The 18941-nt window shown below is 71.4% G+C and carries 13 protein-coding genes and 1 pseudogene; 7 read left to right on the top strand and 7 right to left on the bottom strand.

Annotated elements, in window-relative coordinates; genetic code table 11:
• Positions 1 to 233 precede the first annotated feature (233 nt).
• Positions 234 to 1226, top strand: a complete 993-nt coding sequence (locus ACIA8K_RS13725; protein WP_396058531.1) for a LacI family DNA-binding transcriptional regulator — start codon at positions 234 to 236, stop codon at positions 1224 to 1226.
• Between the two features lie 863 nt (positions 1227 to 2089).
• Positions 2090 to 3322: a pyridoxal phosphate-dependent aminotransferase gene (locus tag ACIA8K_RS13720; protein ID WP_396058460.1), complete on the top strand. Its 1233-nt coding sequence runs from the start codon at positions 2090 to 2092 to the stop codon at positions 3320 to 3322.
• A gap of 95 nt (positions 3323 to 3417) precedes the next feature.
• On the opposite strand, the gene ACIA8K_RS13715 is transcribed toward ACIA8K_RS13720, so the two are convergent.
• Together ACIA8K_RS13715 and ACIA8K_RS13710 are read right to left on the bottom strand one after the other, a co-directional pair.
• Positions 3418 to 5397, bottom strand: coding sequence for an ArnT family glycosyltransferase (locus tag ACIA8K_RS13715; protein WP_396058458.1), 1980 nt, complete (start codon positions 5395 to 5397; stop codon positions 3418 to 3420).
• A 124-nt stretch (positions 5398 to 5521) separates the two neighbouring features.
• A pseudogene (locus tag ACIA8K_RS13710) lies at positions 5522 to 6343 on the bottom strand (dolichyl-phosphate beta-glucosyltransferase); the annotation flags it as partial.
• A 119-nt stretch (positions 6344 to 6462) separates the two neighbouring features.
• On the opposite strand from ACIA8K_RS13710, the gene ACIA8K_RS13705 reads away from it, so the two are divergent.
• The 5 genes from ACIA8K_RS13705 to ACIA8K_RS13685 all read left to right on the top strand — a co-directional run bounded on the left by ACIA8K_RS13705 (position 6463) and on the right by ACIA8K_RS13685 (position 12634).
• Positions 6463 to 7407, top strand: coding sequence for a hypothetical protein (locus tag ACIA8K_RS13705; protein WP_396058456.1), 945 nt, complete (start codon positions 6463 to 6465; stop codon positions 7405 to 7407).
• Positions 7404 to 9230: a hypothetical protein gene (locus tag ACIA8K_RS13700; protein ID WP_396058454.1), complete on the top strand. Its 1827-nt coding sequence runs from the start codon at positions 7404 to 7406 to the stop codon at positions 9228 to 9230. Before ACIA8K_RS13705 ends, ACIA8K_RS13700 begins: the two co-directional genes overlap by 4 nt.
• An 88-nt stretch (positions 9231 to 9318) precedes the next feature.
• Positions 9319 to 9783 (top strand): hypothetical protein, encoded by a 465-nt coding sequence (locus ACIA8K_RS13695; RefSeq protein WP_396058452.1) that lies wholly within the window; start codon positions 9319 to 9321, stop codon positions 9781 to 9783.
• Positions 9784 to 9935: 152 nt separating this feature from the next.
• A complete protein-coding gene (locus tag ACIA8K_RS13690) occupies positions 9936 to 10901 on the top strand; it encodes a hypothetical protein (RefSeq protein WP_396058450.1) in 966 nt (321 codons plus the stop codon).
• The gene (locus tag ACIA8K_RS13685; RefSeq protein ID WP_396058448.1) at positions 10898 to 12634 is read left to right on the top strand and encodes an insulinase family protein; all 1737 of its coding nucleotides are present in this window, start codon (positions 10898 to 10900) and stop codon (positions 12632 to 12634) included. The genes ACIA8K_RS13690 and ACIA8K_RS13685 overlap by 4 nt, the downstream gene beginning before the upstream one ends.
• Here ACIA8K_RS13685 and ACIA8K_RS13680 read toward each other — a convergent pair.
• The 5 genes from ACIA8K_RS13680 to ACIA8K_RS13660 form a co-directional block, all read right to left on the bottom strand.
• Positions 12619 to 13257, bottom strand: a complete 639-nt coding sequence (locus ACIA8K_RS13680) for a pyridoxamine 5'-phosphate oxidase family protein (protein WP_396058446.1) — start codon at positions 13255 to 13257, stop codon at positions 12619 to 12621. The two genes, ACIA8K_RS13685 and ACIA8K_RS13680, sit on opposite strands and share 16 nt — an antisense overlap.
• A 127-nt stretch (positions 13258 to 13384) precedes the next feature.
• Entirely contained in the window at positions 13385 to 14707 is a 1323-nt protein-coding gene (locus tag ACIA8K_RS13675) for a UDP-glucose dehydrogenase family protein (protein ID WP_396058444.1), read from the bottom strand.
• Positions 14708 to 14727: 20 nt separating this feature from the next.
• Positions 14728 to 15819, bottom strand: a complete 1092-nt coding sequence (locus ACIA8K_RS13670; RefSeq protein ID WP_396058442.1) for a right-handed parallel beta-helix repeat-containing protein — start codon at positions 15817 to 15819, stop codon at positions 14728 to 14730.
• Positions 15816 to 17651 carry a right-handed parallel beta-helix repeat-containing protein gene (locus ACIA8K_RS13665; protein ID WP_396058440.1) on the bottom strand — a complete coding sequence of 612 codons (1836 nt, stop codon included), beginning with the start codon at positions 17649 to 17651 and terminating at the stop codon, positions 15816 to 15818. Before ACIA8K_RS13665 ends, ACIA8K_RS13670 begins: the two co-directional genes overlap by 4 nt.
• Positions 17648 to 18928 (bottom strand): glycosyltransferase, encoded by a 1281-nt coding sequence (locus ACIA8K_RS13660; RefSeq protein WP_396058438.1) that lies wholly within the window; start codon positions 18926 to 18928, stop codon positions 17648 to 17650. Before ACIA8K_RS13660 ends, ACIA8K_RS13665 begins: the two co-directional genes overlap by 4 nt.
• Positions 18929 to 18941 lie beyond the last annotated feature (13 nt).

Raw genomic sequence — 18941 nt, 5'->3', positions numbered from 1 at the left:
GACCTCGTTACAGGGACGTTGCGCAGTAGTGTTAACGCTAACAATCGATGAGTCAAGGGGTGGCCGGGGTCACAACTTGACCACGATGATCACAAATCTCTACAGGTCCGGCCAAGAAATCGGTCTACCAGCACAATCACCGCTGTGCGGGTGGGCGATAACCTAAGGCGGTGACCTCCACACCCGAAGCCGCGCGACCGGCGGTGACCTCCGACGCGGCGCGGCCGGCGGTCATGACCGACGTCGCCCGGCTGGCCGGCGTGTCGCACCAGACCGTCTCTCGGGTGCTCAACAACCACCCAAGCGTCCGGCCGGATACCCGCGAGCGCGTCATGCGCGCGGTCACCGAGCTGAGCTACCGTCCCAACGCCATGGCCCGCGGCCTGGCCAGCCGCCGGTCCCGGGTGCTCGGTGTGGTCAGCTTCGACACCATCCTCTACGGCCCCGCGTCCACATTGCTCGGCATCGAGCGGGCCGCCCGCGGCGCGGGTTACGGCGTAAGCATCGTCGCGCTGGAGCGGGTCGACCGCGCCGGCGTCCTCTCCGCCGTCGACGGCCTCGCCGCGCAGGGGGTGGACGGCGTCATCATCATCGCGCCGCAGATGGCCGCCGCCGCCGCGCTGCACAGCCTCCCGCCCGGCATGCCCGCGGTCGCTGTCGAGACCGGGCCGGACGGCGTGCTCCCCGCGGTCTCGGTCGACCAGGCCGTCGGCGCCACGCTCGCGGTCCGGCACCTGCTTGAGCTGGGCCACTCCACGGTCTGGCACGTGGCCGGCCCCGGCGACTGGCTGGAGGCGCGCGATCGCGTGCACGGCTGGCGCGCCGCGCTTGAGGAGGCCGGCGCGCCGGTCCCGCCGGTGATCTCCGGCGACTGGGGCGCCCGCTCCGGCTTCACGGCCGGCGCCGCGCTCGCCGGTCGCAAGGAGGTCACTGCCGTGTTCACGGCCAACGATCAGATGGCACTCGGCCTGCTCCGCGCGTTGCACGAGCGCGGCGTCCGGGTGCCGGACGACATCAGCGTGGTGGGATTCGACGACATACCCGAGGCGGAGTTCATGCTGCCGCCGCTGACCACCGTGCGGCAGGACTTCGACGAGGTCGGCCGCCGGAGCATGGCCGCACTGCTGCGCATCATCAACGGCGACGAGCCGGACGCGGAACAGCGGGCCTCAATGGTCCCGCCGACGCTTGTCGTCCGCCGCTCCACCTCCGCGCCACGCGCCTGACGCCGCACGCGGCACGCCGCAGACCTGACGCCGCACGCCGGACGCCGGACGCCGGACGCCGGCATAAAGATGACCGCCGGGCACACAGACGGCCGCCAGGCACAGAGCCAACGTCGAAGGCCCGGCACACAGTCGAAGCCCGGCACACAGTCGAGGGCCCCGGCGTGGAAGCGCCGGGGCCCAGGGTTTACGGGTAAACACCATCTACCGGCGAAGAAGCCGGCTTGTCGTATCCACACCCAGCGCCTTTGGCGACGTGGGGTGCGAGGATCGCATAAGCGTGACCGGAGACCACCTCTCGTTCGATGGAAACTGCGGTGTCCGCCCCGGAACTGAAACACGTTCCCGCGGCGGGCGATCCAACGGTGTTCTGCCCTCCCTTTCCTCAGATTCACAGGTGCGTACTGCTGCTTGCCGGTGCCGGAGCCCCACGCAAAACTTCATGGCCCCCACACGTGCGGCAAACCTTGTGCCAGGCAGAGCCCCGAAAACTGCATCGGCCCCACCTGCGATCGCCTTGACCCGGAAAAACGTCAAGGTCTTGAACTACATCGCCGTGCGCGGCCCCGGTAGGTAACCGGGTGCTTCTCGGCGCGGGTACAACCGTCTGCGTCTTTCGTAATTCCTTGCTGGCAACACCAGGAACATTAGCCACGTCTTTCAAGAATGTCTAGTACCCGGAACATAGATTTTCTGGGCGTGGCGGGACAGGGCGGCGGACCCCCGCCCGCGCTCGCCCGGCCTCGGAATCCGCCTCTTTGGTGATCATTTGATCCAAGTCGCGACGCGGTGCGTACTTGCTGCCGGACAGGGCGGCGAGATACGCGGGGTTAGGGCCTGGCGATCGACAGCTGGAGGATGCATTGCGACACGGCAGCAGCATCGACCTGAGTCTTCTGCGGCAGGGGGCGCACAGCGCGTCCATCGCCACGCTGCAGCGGAACATGGGCGAGGGAGCGCGGATCGTCGACTTCTGCATCCCCTGCAACCCGTACTTCCCCACGCCGGAGATGTTCGCGGAGCTCTCCGCAAACCTGGAGAGCATCCTCAAGTACTACCCGAGCAGCGCGGAGACCATCACCAAGCAGCTCTGCACCGCGCTCGGCCTGCACCCGCAGACCGTGGCGATGGCGAACGGCTCCACCGAGCTGATCACCTGGATCGACCACCTCCTGGTCAAGGAGAGCATCGCGATCCCGATCCCGACGTTCGGCAGGTGGACGGATCAGCCGCTGGAGACCGGCAAGCGGGTCGACATGTACCCGCTGCAGGAGGCGGACAACTACCAGCTCGACCTGGACGACTACGCGCGCTTCATCCGGCAGCGCGGCTCCCGGGTCGCGGTGATCTGCAATCCGAACAACCCGGACGGCGGCTACATCCCGCGCCGGGAGATCCTGCGGTTCGTCGACATGCTTCACGACCTGGACCTGGTGGTGATCGACGAGTCGTTCATCGACTTCGTCGACCAGGAGCGGCAGCCCTCGGTGGCGGCCGAGGCCGGCATCCGGACGAACATGCTTGTGCTGAAGAGCCTCGGCAAGAACTTCGGGCTGCACGGCATCCGGTTCGGGTACATGGTGGCGAACCCGGCGCTGGCCACGAAGATCGGCAGGGCGCTCCCCAAGTGGAACCTGAACTCGCTTGCCGAGACAGTCGTCCACATGATCAAGGACCATGAGGCCGAGTACCGGGAGAGCCTGCGCCGGCTGTCCCGCGACCGGATGCGGATGGCGGACGAGCTGACCCGGGTCCCCGGCCTCACGGTCTGGCCCTCCCAGGGCAACTTCCTGCTTGTCAAGCTGGGCCCCGGCTGGGACGGCGTGGAGCTGCGCGACTTCCTGATCTCGCGCTTCGGCATCTACGTCCGCGAGTGCGGCAACAAGCTCGGCATGACCAGCCAGTACCTGCGCTTCGTGGTCCGCCCGCCGGAGGACGTGGTCCGGCTTGTCGACGGCATGCACGCCTACGGCCGCTACCTGCACAGCGAAGGCATGGTGCACCTGGAGGCGGAGTCCGAGAGCACCGACCTTGTGCATCCCGCCAGCCGGACGGCACTGACAAACGGCACCGGCATCCACGCCGTCATCCGTTAGGCACCCCACCGGGCGTAGAGCGGCAGTGGTCACCGGATCGGGCGCCGGTGACCACTGCCGTTCTGCTCTTCACCAACCCTTCGCGGGTACGGAGGTCAGCCGTTCAGCGCGTAGACCGTGCTGCTGCCGACAGTGGTTGCGGTGAAGGTCGCCTCGACCCAGGCGGAGATCTGCGAAGCCGCGCTCTCCTGGCCGTCGCCGCCGGGACCGCCCATACCACCGCCGCCCATGCCACCGCCGGAGATGTAGTAGCTGATCTCGCCGGCGGCCACGTACTGCTGGAACTCGGCGAGGGTCGGGGCGTCGTCGCTGCTGGACCAGCCGCCGATCGCGATCACCGCGGTGCCGGTGGAGAGCTCCAGTTCGGCCGCGGACTGTGAGCCGTTGACCGCGGCGGACCAGGTGGTCGTAGTGCCCTCCAGCAGCGCGTTCAGCTCCTCACTGGTCTGGCCACCGCCCATGCCCATGCCACCACCCTGGGCCTGACCACCCTGGGCCCGACCACCCGGAGCCTCACCACCTGCGGTCTGGCCGTCGCTCTGCGGAGCGCCGTCGGGTGTGGAACCGTCCGCGCCGGGCGCCTCCGCCGCGGCGTCGGGAGCTCCGGCCGTACCGTTGCCGGAATCTGAATTTGATCTTCCGCCCATACCCATGCCGCCGGCGCCTGACGGGCCGGAGGTCGGGATGGAGCCGGTGTGTGGCTGGCCCGCGGTGGCGACGGCCCAGGCAGCCGTGCCACCGGCGCCGGTGAGAAGGCCGGCGAACGCCAGCACCACAGCGGCTCGCTTGAGCTGTGCCGCGCCTGCTACCAGGCCGATCCCGGTGACCAGGCTGGTGGCGAGCACCACCCAGCGCAGCCAGGGCAGCCAGCTCGCGTCCGAGGACAGCAGCACGAAGGCCCACACGCCGGTCGCGAACGCCATCAGCGCCAACGCCGCGCGGGCGCCGAGCGCGTCCCGGCCACGCCACAGCTGGACCGCGCCGATGCCGGTCAGCGCCGCGATCGCCGGGGCCAGCGCGACCGTGTAGTACGGGTGCATGGTGCCGCTCATGAAGCTGAACACCAGGCCGGTGACGAGCAGCCAACTGCCCCACGCGATCAGCTGGGCGCGGACGCCGTCGGTGCGCGGCGCGCGGCGGGTGAACCAGAGGCCGGCGACGAGCGCGATCAGTGCGGCCGGCAGCAGCCAGGAGATCTCGGTGCCCATGCTGTCGCCGAACAGCCGGGTGATGCCGGGCGAGCCGCCGAAGCCGGCGTTCCCACCGCCCATGCCGCCACCGCCGCCACCGCCGTTGCCGTCACCGCCGAGGATGCGGCCCAGGCCGTTGTAGCCGAGCGCCAGCTCCAGCAGGCTGTCACCCTCGGAGCCGCCGATGAACGGGCGGGAGTCCTTCGGCCAGATCTCCACGAGCGCGATGAACCAGCCGGCCGAGACGGTCACGCTCAGCGCGGCGACCAGCAGGTGCCGGATCCGCCGCCAGATGGTGGCCGGCGCGGCGATCAGGTAGACAAGCGCGAAGCCGGGCAGCACCAGGAAGCCCTGAAGCATCTTGGTGAGGAACGCGAAGCCGATCGCCACGCCGCAGAGCGCCAGCCAGCGCAGGCTCGCGGTCTCGGTGGCCCGGACCACGGCGTAGGCGGCCGCGACCATCAGCAGCACCAGCAGCGCGTCCGGGTTGTCGAAGCGGAACATCAGCACCGCGACCGGCGTCAGCGCCAGCGCCGCGCCCGCGATCAGGCCGGCCACCGGGCCGACGTGACGGCGCACCGTCGCGTACAGCAGCGCGACGCTCGCCACGCCCATCAGCGCCTGCGGGACCAGCAGGCTCCAGCTGTTGAAGCCGAAAATCCGCGCGGACAGGCCCATTACCCACAGCGACGCGGGCGGCTTGTCCACTGTGATCGCGTTGCCGGCGTCGAGCGAGCCGAACAGCAGCGCCTTCCAGCTCTGCGAACCGGCCTGGACCGCGGCGGCGTAGAAGCTGTTCGCATAGCCGGACGAGCTGAGGTTCCACAGGTAGAGCAGCGCGGTCCCGGCCAGCAGCACGGCAAGCGCCAGGTGCTCCCTGCTCAACCCACGAAGAGCCTTCGGGGGTACGGCGGGCGCCGGCTGATCGGCGTGCCGGGGCGGTCTCGGGGGTGCAAGCGTCGTCATCGTGTTCGTCTCCAGGAGTCGTGTCGGGCCGGGCTCAGGCGATGCGGCCGTAGCGGCTGCGCAGCGCGTCGATCGGCAGTTTTTTGTCCGCGAACGCGCGCCGCATCCGCGCGATCCCGAGCAGGTCGGCCCGGGCGGTGGCGACGATGTCCACCCGGCTGTCCGGGTCGTCGACCCAGTCCACCGGCACCTCGTGGATGCGCAGGCCGGCCCGTTCGGCCAGGACCAGCAGCTCGGTGTCGAAGAACCAGCCGGTGTCCTCGACAAGCGGCAGCAGCTGGGTGGCGACGTCCGCGCGGATCGCCTTGAACCCGCACTGGGCGTCGCTGAACCGCACGCGCAGACCCAGGCGGAGGAGCAGGTTGTAACAGCGCGAGATGAACTCCCGCTTCGGCCCGCGCACCACCCGGGCGCCCCGGGCCAGCCGCGACCCGATCGCCACGTCGCTGTGCCCGGAGATCAGCGGCGCGACAAGCGGCAGCAGCCCGGACAGGTCGGTGGAAAGGTCCACATCGGTGTACGCCAGGATCGGCGCGTCCGAGGCGGACCAGACCGTGTGCAGCGCCCGGCCGCGGCCCTTCTGCTCCAGGCGCACGTGCCGCACGCCGGGGACCTCCCGGGTCAGCCGTGCCGCGATCGCCGGCGTGGCGTCCACACTTGCGTTGTCCGCGATCGTGATCCGGAACGGGTACGGGAACGCGCCGGCCAGGAACGCGTGCACCCGGCGTACGGACGGCTCCAGGTCGTTCTCCTCGTTGTAGACCGGGATGACCACGTCCAGGACCGGCGCGCGCCGGTCCGGGCGGGTTCGGTCGGCGGTCTCCCCGGTGCGGGGCGCGTGCGCGGTGGTGAATGTGGTGGTCATGCCGGCAACGATCGACCGGCGTCCTTTCGGGCGGCTCGGCGTTTCCTGTGCACCCGCTGTGGGCTTCGGTGATCCACGTCACCCCCCACCACGCGACAGCCCGGCCCTAAGCTCCCGCCATGTTCGGAAGATCATCCACACCCGACTTCGACGCGGCGGGCGCCTACCCGGAGGTGGGCTCGCTGCGGGCGGCGCTGCGCTCCGGCGACTGGGCTGCGGCACGCGAAATCTACGATCCTCTCGGCTGGGACGGGCGCGCGCTGCTGGTCGCGGAGGGCGGCGAGGTCCGGGACGCCGGTGACCTGCTTCGGCGGGTGGTCGCGGCGGACCCGGCGGACGGTGCCGCAGCCGCCATGCTCGGCTGTCACCTGGTCCGGGCGGCCTGGCGGGTGCGCAGCAGCGCCCCCGCCAAGCACGTCGGCGCGGACCAGTTCCGCGGCTTCCACGACCTGCTGCGGCAGGCGGACGTCGTGCTCGCCACCGCGACCGGTCAGGACCCCGGCAATCTCGCGGCCTGGCAGCAACGGGTGATCGTCGCGCGCGGGCTGGAGCTAGGACAGGGCGAGGCGCGGCGCCGGTACGACCGGGCGGCCGCGATCGACCCGCACCACCGCGCCACCCAGACCAGCTACCTCCAGCAGCTCTGTCCCAAGTGGAGCGGCGACCTGCGTACGCTGCACGGCTTCGCACGGGAGCGCATGCTCACCGCGCCGGCCGGCGCGCACAATGCGGTGCTTGTGGTGGACGCGCACCTCGAACAGCTGCTCAGCGACGGCGCGGAACACATGCGGTCGGCGGACGTCCGCGCACAACTGCACGAGGCCGCCGATCTGTCCATCTGGCATCCGGACTTCCGGCGCACGCCCGGCTGGGTGGCGGTCCTGAACTACTTCGCGGCCGGGTTCGCGGCGGCCGGTGAGGACCGCGCCGCCGCCCGGGTGTTCACCGAGCTCGGACCGCACGCGACAGACCTGCCGTGGAACTACCTGTCCCGGTTCCGGGAGCGGCTGGCCCGCCACCCGCACCGGACCTTCAACCGGCTCCGGAAGCAGGCGATGAGGTGATCGACGGCATCCCGCTGCTGCGCGCGCCCGGGCCGCCCCGGGCCGGCCTGGTCTTCCGGGTCGGCCGGGCGGACGAGACACCGGCCCGGACCGGCCTGTCCCACCTGGTGGCGCACCTGGTGCGGGCCCGGGTGCCCCAAGCGGGCGGCAACTGCGGCGGCGCCTCGCCGGTGGTCACCGCTTTCACCACCAAGGGCTCGGCCGCCGAGACAGCCGCGTTCCTGAACGGCGTCTGCGCGGCGCTCACCTCCCCGTCCGAGGCGAACCTGGCCGCCGCGAAGGCGGAGATGTGGGCGGAGGCCGCGGGCCGGGTCACCACCGTCCTGGACTCACTCGACGTGGTCCGGTTCGGCGCGCGGCATCACGGCCTGGCCGGGCTGCCCGAGTGGGGTCTGCACGCGCTCACCGCCGACGACGTACGCGAGTGGATCGCCGCCTACTTCACCAGGGAGAACGCGGCCCTGTGGATCTCCGGTCCGGAGGTTCCGGCCGGGCTGCGGCTGGCGTTGCCGTCCGGCGTGCGGCGACCGGTCCCGGCGGCGGACCCGCTGACCGGCGGGCTCGGCGCGTTCCGCCCGACGTCGCGCCGCACCATCGCCCGGGACCAGGTGCTACCCGCCGGCCTCGCCACGGCCGTCTACGCGAGCGTGCTGGAGCGGGCGCTCTTCCGGGCCACCGGCCGGGCCGCGGGCGACGGGGCACATCGGGTGGGGTCGCATTACCGGCCGCGCGGTGACGGCAGCGCGTCTGTCGTGGTGCTCGCCGAGATGGTCGGCGGCGACGCCGGCCCGATCGTCGGCGAGTTCACCGACACGCTGTACGCACTGCGGATGACGGGCGTCCCGGCCGAGGACGTCGCGGCGGTGATCACCGAGCACGAGCGGGCGCTGACCCGGCCGGAGGCGGCGGCGAACCGGCTGCCCGAGCAGGCCTTCGCACTGCTTACCGGCGATTCCGAGGCGCCGTTCTCCAAGGCGCTGATCTCCGAGGCGTCGTTCTCTGAGGTGCCCGTCTCCGAGGTCCCCGTCTCCGAGGCGCCGGTCTCCGGGGCGCTGATCTCCGAGGTGCCGGTCGCGGAGCTTCGGGCCCGGTTGCGGACGATCACCGCCGACCGGATCAACGCGCTCGCGGCCGGATCGCAGGCCTCGGAGCTGCTGCTCGACTCGTGGAGCGGGCCGGTCGGCGTGGTGCCCACCGCCGAGGAGCCGGTGCCGTTCGGACGCCGCTTCCCGTCGCTGGAGAGCCGCCGGGCCGCGCTGGTGCTGGACAAGACCTCGATCACCCGGACCTGGCCGGGCATTCCGCCGGTCACCGTCCCATTCGCGGCGGCCGCGGTGCTGCTCACCTGGCCGGACGGCGGCCGCCGGCTGGTCCGCGCGGACGCGAGGCACGTGGACATCGAGTCCACGCTTCACGAGACCACGCCGGACCTGGTCCCGGCGATCGACGCGGCCGTTCCTGCCGACCGGCACGCCTCGCTGCCGCCGCGCGATCCCGGCTCGATCCCGGCGCCGGAGCCGCGCGGACGACGACCGCTGCGGTACGGCGCGGCCGGCTCGCTGCTGCTCGGGCTGGCCGGCTGGGCGGCGGGCGGCGGGTCCGTCGCTCTCATCCTCGGCACCGACGGGGCGATCGAGCCGCTGGTGGCCGGGATGGCGCTGTTGTGGGTCGCCGGGCTGTGGGGCTCGCTGCGGCTGCGCCGGGTGCGGAACACGATCGTCGCGGACCGGCGGCTGATCCGGGCCCGCCGGGCGGCGGCGCTGTCAATCGGCTCCGCGGGTCACAGCCTGTCCGCCCGCTCCACAGGTCCGAGCAAGCCTTGACCCGGCGCACAGGCTACGGACAGGTCCGGCTCTCAGTCTTGTCCCGAGTCCGCCACGCGACCGCGGGGCAGCACGGAGGGAAGCAGCGATGACGACGGAGCAGATGACCCCGTCCGGGTACGACGACCGGTCCCGGACCGGCGTGGCCGAGGGCACGGCGGTTCAGCCGGCCCCGCTCGCCACCACGACGGCGAACCCGGCGACGTTCGCGCCCGCCGCGGCCGCCCCCGGTGTGAGCGACACGTCCGCGGGCTGGGGCACGCCGCCGGCGGACGGCGGGCGGTGGACGCTCAAGACGGTGCTTATCGCACTGACCATCACCGCGCTGGTGGCGGGCGGCGGCGGTTTCCTCGCGGGTCAGGCCTTCGGCGGCTCGGCGACGACCGGCACGGGCACCACGCAGCAAGGGCCGGGCGGCGGCTTCCCCGGTGGCAGCCAGAACGGCGGCGGCCAGGGCGGCCCGGGCGGCGGCGGTTTCCCGGGCGGCCAGCAGGACCACACCACCCAGCAGGACGGCACCACGCAGCAGTCCGACCAGGGTGCAACGGCCTGACGGCCGTACCCCCGCTGCTTCCGGTGGCTTTTCGGTCCTCTCCGCATCGCGGAGAGGACCGCGGCCGTCAGCTCGTCAAGCGCTGAACATCCGCTCCACGTCGCCTGAAACGGGGCTGCGCGAACGCTCGAAGATCATCTAATATCCGCGCCATGCATCCCCCGTTGCCGGTGCCGGACTTCGACGCCGCGACCGCGTACCCCGAGATCGGCGTGTTGCGCTCCGCGCTTGGCGCGGCCGACTGGACCGCCGTGCGGCGGCTCTGGGACGGCCTCGACTGGGCCGGTCGCTCGCAGCTGGTCGACGCGGTCTCCGACATCGAGCGTCCCGGCGAGGTAGAGCACCTCGTGGCCATGCTCCGTGCCGCGCTGGACGCGGATCCCGGTGATCCGGTCGCCGGCGCCATGCTCGGCGCGCACCTGGTCTCGGCCGGCTGGCGCATCCGCAGCGCCGCCCGGGCCCGGTTCGTCTCCCAAGACCAGTTCCGGCGCTTCCACGAGCATCTGCGCCGGGCCGAGGGGGTGCTGATCGAGGCGACCGCGCGCAACCCGGAGAACGTGGCGGCCTGGGAGTGGCGCATCACCTCCGCGATGGGCCTTCAGCTCGGCCAGGACGAGGCCCGCCGCCGGTATGACCGGGTGGCCCGCGTCGCCCCACATCATCTGCGCGCGCAGTCCGGCCTGCTGCAGCTGCTCTGCCCGAAGTGGAGCGGCAGCTGGGAGGCGGTGCACACGTTCGCCCGCGAGCGCATGCTGGCTGCCCCGGAGGGCGCGCACAACGCGGTGCTTGTGGCCACCGCGCACTTGGAGCACTGGCTGGAACTGGAGAGCGGCGAGGACGCCGCCTATCTGACCTCGCAGCCGGTCCGGGAGGAGCTTTACGAGGCGGCCCGCCGGTCGGTCTGGCATCCGGAGTTCCGCCGCACGGTCGGCTGGGTCTACGTGATGAACATGTTCGCCGGGCTCTTCAGCCTGCTGGAGGACCACCGGGCGACCGCCGGGCTGTTCGCCGCGCTGGGCCCGCTGGCCACCGAATCGCCCTGGAGCTACCTGGGCCGGAACGAGGGTGAGACGTTCATGCAGCGCCGTGCCGAGTCGATCGCGAGGGCCGCGGGATGACCGTCACCCGTACCGAGGTCGACGGCGTGCCCACGCTCGTCGCGCCGTCCGCCGGGCCGATCACGGCCGGGCTGGTGTTCCGCGTCGGGCGGGCGGACGAGCCGCTGGCCCGGGCAGGCGTCACGCACCTGATCGAGCATCTGGCGCTGCACCGCATCGGCATGACCGACTACCACTTCAACGGCACCACGTCACCGGTCACGACCACGTTCCAGTTGCAGGGCACCGAGGCCGACGTGGTCGCGTTCCTTAACGGCGTGTGCGGCGCGCTGGCGGACCTGCCGGTGGGCCGGCTGGCCGTGGAGAAGGAGATCCTGCGCACCGAGGAGGCCGGTCGCGGCAACTCGGTCGCGGAGCCGATGGCGGTCTGGCGGTACGGCGCCCGCGGGCACGGTGTGGTCGGCTTCCCGGAGTTCGGCACGTACGCGCTGACCGGCGACGACCTGCACGTCTGGGCCGCCCGCTACTTCACCCGCGGGAACGCGATGCTGTGGATCACCGGCGACGGCGTGCCGGCCGGGCTGCGGCTGACGCTGCCGGACGGCGCCCGCATGCCCGCGCCGGCGGTCACGTCCGCCCTGCCGGAGACGCCCGCGTACTTCCACGGGCCGAGCGAGCGGGCGGTGGTCTACGAGGGGATCGTGGCGCGGAGCACCGCGGCCGGCGTCTTCACGGGCGTGCTGGAACGGTCACTGTTCCGGTCGCTGCGCCAGGACGGCGGCTACTCGTACCAGGTGGCCGCGGAGTACCTGCCGCGCGACGCTACGCACGCCTCGGTGATCGCGGTGGCGGACATGCTGCCGCAGAAGCGCGGGCCGCTGCTCGGCGAGTTCGTCGACGTGCTGGCCGCGCTCCGGTTCGGCCAGGTCGCCCAGGCCGACCTCGACGCATACGTGGCCAAGGCCGAGTCGACCCTGACCGGCGCGGACGCCGAGGCCCGCCGGCTGCCCGGGATGGCGCAGAACGCACTGCTCGGCCGCCGGAACCTGTCGATCGAGGAGTTGCGCGCGGAACTGCGCGCGGTGACCCCGGCGGACGTGACCGCCACGGCGGCGGAGGCACACGCGTCGTCGCTGCTGATGGTGCCGGACGGCCGCGACCCGGACTGGGCCGGCTTCACCGCCGCGCCGGCCGCGTCCACGGCCACGGTCGAGGGCCGGCGGCACCCGTACCTGGCCGACCGTGCGCAGGCGATGGTGCTCGGCCCGGACGGCGTCTCACTGGCGGGCAGCAGCAGCGTGGTCACGGTCCGGTTCGCCGAGACCGCCGCGATGCTGGCCTGGCCGGACGGCGCCCGCCGCCTGATCGGTTACGACGCGGTCTCCGCGCACCTGGAGCCGTCGCTCTTCGCGGTGGACGCGGCCGCACTGGCCGCGCTGGACGCCGCCGTGCCGCCGGGGCTGCGGGTGGACATGCCGGCACGTGACCCGGAGGACATCCCGGTACCGCCGTCGCGTGGTCGCCTGGCGCGCCGCGACGCCGGACGGGCGCTGCGCACCGGGCTGCACTGGACGGCGGACCGGATCGACTCGATCCCGGACGGCGTGCGCTGGAGCATCCTCATCGGCCTGTTCCTGCTGAACATCCGCCTGGTCAGCAGGCTCGCCGACGACAATGCCACCCGGATCACCGTCTTCGCGGTGATCTTCGCGGTCTCGCTGCTGCTGACCGACTGGGCGATCAAGGGCCTGCGGTGGCTGGGGAACCGCCTGGCGTACTACCTGGTGCGGTAGAGCCCGTCGAGGTAGCTGGGGCCGTAGTAGGCCTCCAGCTGCTCCACCGTCTCCGTCGCCTGCGGCTGCACGTCCTTGATCAGGCGCGCGGTGCTCGGCAGGACCTCCGGATGCCAGGTCTCCGGCTTCCACAGGTCGGAGCGGAGGAACGCCTTGGCGCAGTGGAAGAAGATCTGCTCGATCTCCACCTCAAGCGCCAGGACCGGCCGGTGTCCCTTGACGACCATGTCGTCGAAGTAGGGCGCGTCGCTCAGCAGCCGGGCGCGGCCGTTGATCCGCAGCGTCTCGGAGCGGCCGGGGATCAGGTAGAGCAGGCCGACGTGCGGGTTGCTCAGCACGTTGAGGTAGCCGTCGGCGCGCCTGTTGCCGGGCCGCTCCGGGATCGCGATCGTGCTGTCGTCGAGCACGAGCGTGAAGCCGGGCGGGTCGCCCTTCGGCGAGGCGTCGCAGGTGCCGTCCTCCGCCGCCGTGGAGATGACGCAGAACGGCGAGTTGGCGAGCCACTCCCGGTCCCGCTGGTGAAGCGCGACGCGCTCCTTGGTCACCGCGCGCGGCATCGGCGCGCCGAGCAGCTCACGCAGCTGTTCCGCCGTGTCGATGCCGGTCTTCTGCCCACTGTCCATCGAGGCCCCCGTATCTCGTCACCGCCGAGTCTAAGAGAGCCGGGCGGCCCTTTCGAGAGCGTTTCCGCGCCAATCGACGCAACGTTCCCGCCAGGGCCGCCCGAGATCACAATCCCGCGGGGGTACGTCAGGGGCGCCCGAGCGCCCGGTACTCCCAGCCCGCCGCGCGCCACTCGGACGGCTCCAGCGCGTGCCGGCCGTCCACGATCGCGGTGGTGCCGACGACCGCGGCCATCGCGGCCGGGTCGATCTCCCGGAACTCGGTCCACTCGGTGAGCAGCACGACCACGTCCGCACCGGCGGCGGCGTCGAGCGCGTTCTCGCCGTAGGTCAGCTCCGGGTGGACGCGCTTGGCGTTGTCCATCGCGGCCGGGTCGAAGACCGTGACCTCGGCGCCCATCCGGTGCAGCGTGCTCGCCACGTCGAGCGCGGGCGCGTCGCGGATGTCGTCGGAGTTGGGCTTGAACGCCGCGCCGAGCGCCGCGATCTTCTTGCCCTTGACGTCGCCGCCGGCCAGCTCGGTGACCAGGTCCACGGTGCGGGACCGGCGGCGCTGGTTGATGCCGTCGATCTCGCGGAGGAAGCCGACCGCCTGGCCGACGCCGAGCTCCTCGGCCCGCGCCATGAACGCGCGGATGTCCTTGGGCAGGCAGCCGCCGCCGAAGCCGAGCCCGGGCCGCAGGAACCGGCCGCCGATCCGGGTGTCGTAGGCGAGCGCCTCGGCCAGGTCGGACACGTCCGCGCCGGTCGCCTCGCAGACCTCGGCCATCGCGTTGATGTAGGAGATCTTGGTGGCCAGGAACGAGTTCGCCGCGACCTTGACCAGCTCCGCGGTGGCCAGGTCGGTGACCTTGACCGGCACGTCCTGCGCCAGCACCGGCTCGAACGCGGCCCGGAGCTGCTCCTCGGCCCAGGCGGACGACACGCCGAAGACCAGGCGGTCCGGCTTCATGGTGTCCTCGACCGCGAAGCCCTCGCGCAGGAACTCCGGGTTCCAGGCCAGCTCGATCTCGTCACCGGCCGGGGCCAGCTCCTTGACAAGCGCGGTCAGCCGGGCCGCGGTGCCGACCGGGACCGTGGACTTGCCGACGACGAGCGCCTTGCGGGTCAGGTGTGCCGCGAGCGCGGTCACCGACGCGTCGACGTAGGTCATGTCCGCAGCGTGCGAGCCCTTCTTCTGCGGCGTACCCACGCAGATGAAGTGCACGTCGCCGAACTCGGCCGCCTCCTGGAACGAGGTGGTGAAGCGCAGCCGGCCGGACTCGAGCGCCTTGGCGAGCAGCTCGGGCAGGCCGGGCTCGAAGAACGGCACCTCACCCGAGGCGAGCCGGTCGATCTTGGCCTGGTCCACGTCCACGCCGAGCACCTCGAAGCCGAGGACGGCCATGCAGATCGCGTGCGTCGCACCGAGGTAGCCGGTGCCGATGACGGTGAGGCGAGGGGTGTTCACAACAGTCTCCCGAGGGGTCTTCACGAGCAGGGGGTGTTGGAGATGCCTTGGGCGGCGCCGGCGACCTCGTTGTCACAGGCGACCCGGTTGTCCTCCACGGGCGTGAGGTTGAAGCCGTAACCGGGCCCGTTGACGTTCGCGACGTTGCGGGAGAAGACGTTTCCCTTGCCCCAGCCGTCCACGACCGAATGCGTCTGGAAGCCGTCGAGCTTGGAATTCGTGCCCGTGTTACCGGAGATGGTCCAGCCGTTCCCCTTGACGTCGACCCAGGAGTCGGCGAAGTTGCCGGAGAAGGCGTTCCCGTCGAAGGTGTTCCCGGTGACGGTGCCGCCGGTCGTACCCTCCTTGATGTCTATGTTCTCCGCGGTGACCGCGGTGATCGTGTTGTTGCGGACCACGTTGCGGTCGCTGGCGTCCGGCGCGCAGTCAGTGACGTCGCACCAGTTCGACTCCGCGGTGCCGATGTAGACGCCCTCGCCGAAGTTGTTCTTGCGCTGGCCGGTCTCGCGGATCGTGTTGCCCTCGATCACGTTGTCCGAGCTGAACTTCCGCAGGTGGACGGCTTCGTCGCCGACCTTCTCCACGGTCAGCCCGGCGATCGTGGTGCCGCTCACGCCGTCCGCCATCACGCCCTTCTGCGCGTTCCGGACCGTGAAGCCCCGCACCTGCCAGTGGCTTGCGCCGTCCAGGTGCAGGCCGTAGCCCTTCTTGACGCCGCCGCCGTCGAGGATCGCGCCGGCGCCGCCGCAGAGCATGATCGGCGCGTCCGCGGTGCCCGGCGTCGAGGCGACGAACCGGCCCTCGTAGACGCCGTCCGCAAGCGAGATCACCGTGCCCGGCTTCGCGGCGGCGAGCGCCGCGGTCAGCCCGGCCGCGTCCGTGACAGTTGCGGCGGGGCAGTTCGCGCCCGCCTGGGTGGTGCCACCGCCGGTGCCGACCGGGCCGGTGGCGAGCGGTGCGGCGGTGCTGATCGGCTCCGGCGCGGCGGCGGTGCCCGAGGGAGCCGCGGCCGGTGTCGAGTCGGTTCCACCGGACAGCGCCGCGACAAGCGCGATCAGCGAGATCCCGACCGCCGCGCCGCCGAGCCAGACGCCTGGACTCTTCGGTGTCACCAGGAGGCTCCCTGCAACGCCGGCTGACGCTCCGCGGCCGGCACGACCGTGGCCCGCAGCGTCCGGGTGTTCTCGTACGGGTGGTAGAAGCCGGACCGCCGGCGGCGTACGCCCTGGATCGCGGAGAACGCGATGATCACGACGATCGCCGCCCAGAGCATGGTCATCGGGCTGGCGTAGTGCCGGAACTTGATCCAGAAGGAGCTGGTGTCGTACCAGGCGCCCGACTGGTTGTCCTCGGCCGTCAGATCGCCCTCGGCCCGCGAGGTGTCCACCGCGCTCGGCCCGACCCCGGAGATCACGTTGTGCGAGACGATCGAGCCGCCGACCGCGCCGACAAGCGCGATGCCGTGGTTCTTCGCCTCCTCGACCGTGTTGCCGCGGATCTCCGCGGTGGAGTCCCGGACGTACAGCCCGTTCTCGACGTCCGAGATGATGTTTCCGGTCACTGTCGCGCCGATGACCTCGTCGCGGACCGCGATGCCGTGCCGGGACTGGCCGTGCACCCGGTTGCCGGTGATGGTCACCCGGTCCGCACCCTGCCGGGCCACGATTCCGGCCTCGCCGCCGACGATCTCGTTGTTCTGCACGTCGACGTTGAGGCCGCCGATCACCTCGATGCCGTACCGGCCGTTCATGGTGACCGTGCTGTTCGCGACCGTGTTCGAGCCGTACGCGCCGACGAACTGCCCGGAGGCGGAGGCGTCGTCGGCAAGCGGCAGCCCGTTGACGGTGATGCCGTTGCCGCCGTTGTGGTCCGAGGTGGCGTTGCTGATCCGGACCTGCTGCGCGGCGCGGGAGAGCACGAACCCGTCGCCGCCGTTGTTCCTCGAGACGACCTTCTCGATCACCAGGCTGGACGCGAAGCGGTGCATGACCACGCCGTCCTCCAGGCTGTCCTGCACCGTGGAGTCCGTGATGTTCACGCCGGTGGCGCTGGAGATGAACAGCCCGAACGCGTTGCCGCTGATCGTGGCGTGGTCGATCGAGCCGGAGACGTAGGACAGACCCGGCACGTCGAACCGGGTGTCCGGCGCGACCAGGTCACCTGTCGGCGAGGCGTAGACGTCGCCGGCGCCGGGCGCCACGTTCACGCCTGTCTGCCGCTCCGCCTTGGCCTTGTCCCGGGCGGTGTTGCCGCTGACCTTCGTCTGCTCGACGCCGCCGGTGTTCGGGCGGTCCGTGCCGGTCAGACTGAGCCCGCCGGTGCGCCCGCTCCAGAAGCCCAGGTTCTCGATCGACGCGTACGTCATGGAGAACTGCCCGCCGATCGCCCGGATGTAGGCGCGCCCGTCGTCGACAAGCGTGTCAGTCGTGCTGGTCCGCGGGTCCCAGCTCATGATCTTCGTCGGCGCCTGCACCGAACCGTCGATGATCAGCTCGCCGCCGAACGACACGATGGAGACGAAGCCGTTCGCGCTGCTGGCCAGCTTGAGCGTCAGACCGCCCGGATTGGACAGTCGCAGCTTCGCGCCCATGCTCAGGTAGATGTTCTCGGTAAGCAGGTAGCTGCCGTCCGGCTGCCGCACGAACGTCTGCGGCGCAAGCGTCAGCAGGTCCGCGACCGTGTACGGCTCCTTCTGCTGGGTCAGCACGAGCGTGTAGCCGTCGCCGGTGTTCAGCCGGTAGGGCTTCAGCCAGTCGCCGCCCTTCATTCGGGCGACGCCGGTCACGGCGCGTACCGCGTTCAGCCGGGTGTCCTCGCCGACGACGAGCGCGGCCTGGCGCTCGGCCGCCTCGGTGTCCGCCGGGGCGGTGGCCGCGGCCGGCGCCTGCAGCAGCGTGGCGCCGAGGAACGCGGCACCGATCACCGCCGCGATGTGGTACCTCATACCGTCTCCTTGACCAGGACCGGGGCGACCGGCGCGGTGAGCGTGGTGGCGCCCTGTCCCTCGCCGCCGATTGACTCGCTGGTCCGGGTGAGCCAGCCCTGCTTGTTCATGGTCACGAAGGCGTAGAGCTTGATCGGCAGCGCGATGAAGATGACCACAAGCGCGGTGACCGGCAGCAGCAGGATCTCCTGCGGGTGGCGGCGCAGGTGCGAGTAGCCGCGCACGCCCCGGCCGAGCAGCAGCCAGATCAGCGCCAGCACGATCGAGTGCGCGGTGAACTCCAGCCGGCTGAAGAGCAGGTAGCCGAGCGCCATGCCCATCGTCACCGGCGTCAGCAGGATCTGCAGCACCGTGATCTTGGTGACCATCGGCACCCGCCACAGCCAGCCCTTCCAGAGCGCGGTCAGGTAGGTCCGGTACGAGTTCCGGCTCCACCGCACCCGCTGCTTCACGAACGCCGAGAACGAGGAGGGGAACATCGACAGCGCGCGGGCCGACGACTGGTGCACGGTCTTGTAGCCGGACGCCAGCACCAGCCAGGTCAGCCGGCCGTCGTCCCCGGCCACGCAGCGGCGGCCCAGGAAGAACTCGTCCTCCAGGTTCGGCACCACCGGCAGGATCGCCGAGCGCCGGTACGCCGCGGTCCGCCCGGAGAGGCAGGCGACCGCCCCGGCCCGGCCCATCGCCGGCACGTAGTCGTAGTAGCGCAGGTTGACAAGCCAGTCCGCGACCCGGCGCCAGATGCTCGTGGTGCGCTGGTAGACGTTCTGCTGCGTGCCGACGCCACCGACCTCGGGGTCGATGAACGGCATCTGCACCGCGTCGAGCAGGCCCGGCAGCCACCTGGTGTCGGAGTCCACGAGCACCACGATCTCGCCGTGCGCGGCCCGGATGCCGACGCCGAGCGCGGAACGCTTTCCCTTGTGGGCGAACGGGATCACCCGGACCCGCGGGTCCTCGACGGCGCGCAGCCGGCGGATCACCTCGGTGTCCTCCAGGTCCGGCACGATGATGATCTCGGTCGGGTCCTGGGCCAGCCAGGTGTCCAGGCACTCGATCAGGATGTCCGGGTCTTCCCGGTAGGACGGCACCACCACGCTCGTGGTGGTCCGGAAGTCGTTCACAAGCGGCTTGGCGAAGCGCGACAACACCGCGCGGTACAGCCAGAGGCACCACACGAAGATGCCGGCGAGCCCCAGCGGCATGAGATCACGCCACGAGGTCTGACCCACCGCCTCGACAATCCACGACCAGACGACGTCGAATACTTCCGACACGATTCGGCTCCCT

It is taken from the genome of Catenuloplanes sp. NPDC051500 (genome assembly GCF_044454585.1).
Taxonomy (GTDB): Bacteria; Actinomycetota; Actinomycetes; order Mycobacteriales; family Micromonosporaceae; genus Catenuloplanes.
The sequence above is the reverse complement of the archived record's forward strand: the minus strand, read 5'-3'. Positions and strand labels throughout refer to the sequence as shown.

What these genes read in the sequence shown, in the direction of transcription:
- ACIA8K_RS13680 (WP_396058446.1), bottom strand. Translation starts at nt 13,257, where the DNA reads ATGGACAGTGGGCAGAAGACCGGCATCGACACGGCGGAACAGCTGCGT.
- ACIA8K_RS13685 (WP_396058448.1), top strand. Translation starts at nt 10,898, where the DNA reads ATGACCGTCACCCGTACCGAGGTCGACGGCGTGCCCACGCTCGTCGCG.
- ACIA8K_RS13690 (WP_396058450.1), top strand. Translation starts at nt 9,936, where the DNA reads ATGCATCCCCCGTTGCCGGTGCCGGACTTCGACGCCGCGACCGCGTAC.
- ACIA8K_RS13705 (WP_396058456.1), top strand. Translation starts at nt 6,463, where the DNA reads ATGTTCGGAAGATCATCCACACCCGACTTCGACGCGGCGGGCGCCTAC.
- ACIA8K_RS13725 (WP_396058531.1), top strand. Translation starts at nt 234, where the DNA reads ATGACCGACGTCGCCCGGCTGGCCGGCGTGTCGCACCAGACCGTCTCT.
- ACIA8K_RS13695 (WP_396058452.1), top strand. Translation starts at nt 9,319, where the DNA reads ATGACGACGGAGCAGATGACCCCGTCCGGGTACGACGACCGGTCCCGG.
- ACIA8K_RS13665 (WP_396058440.1), bottom strand. Translation starts at nt 17,651, where the DNA reads ATGAGGTACCACATCGCGGCGGTGATCGGTGCCGCGTTCCTCGGCGCC.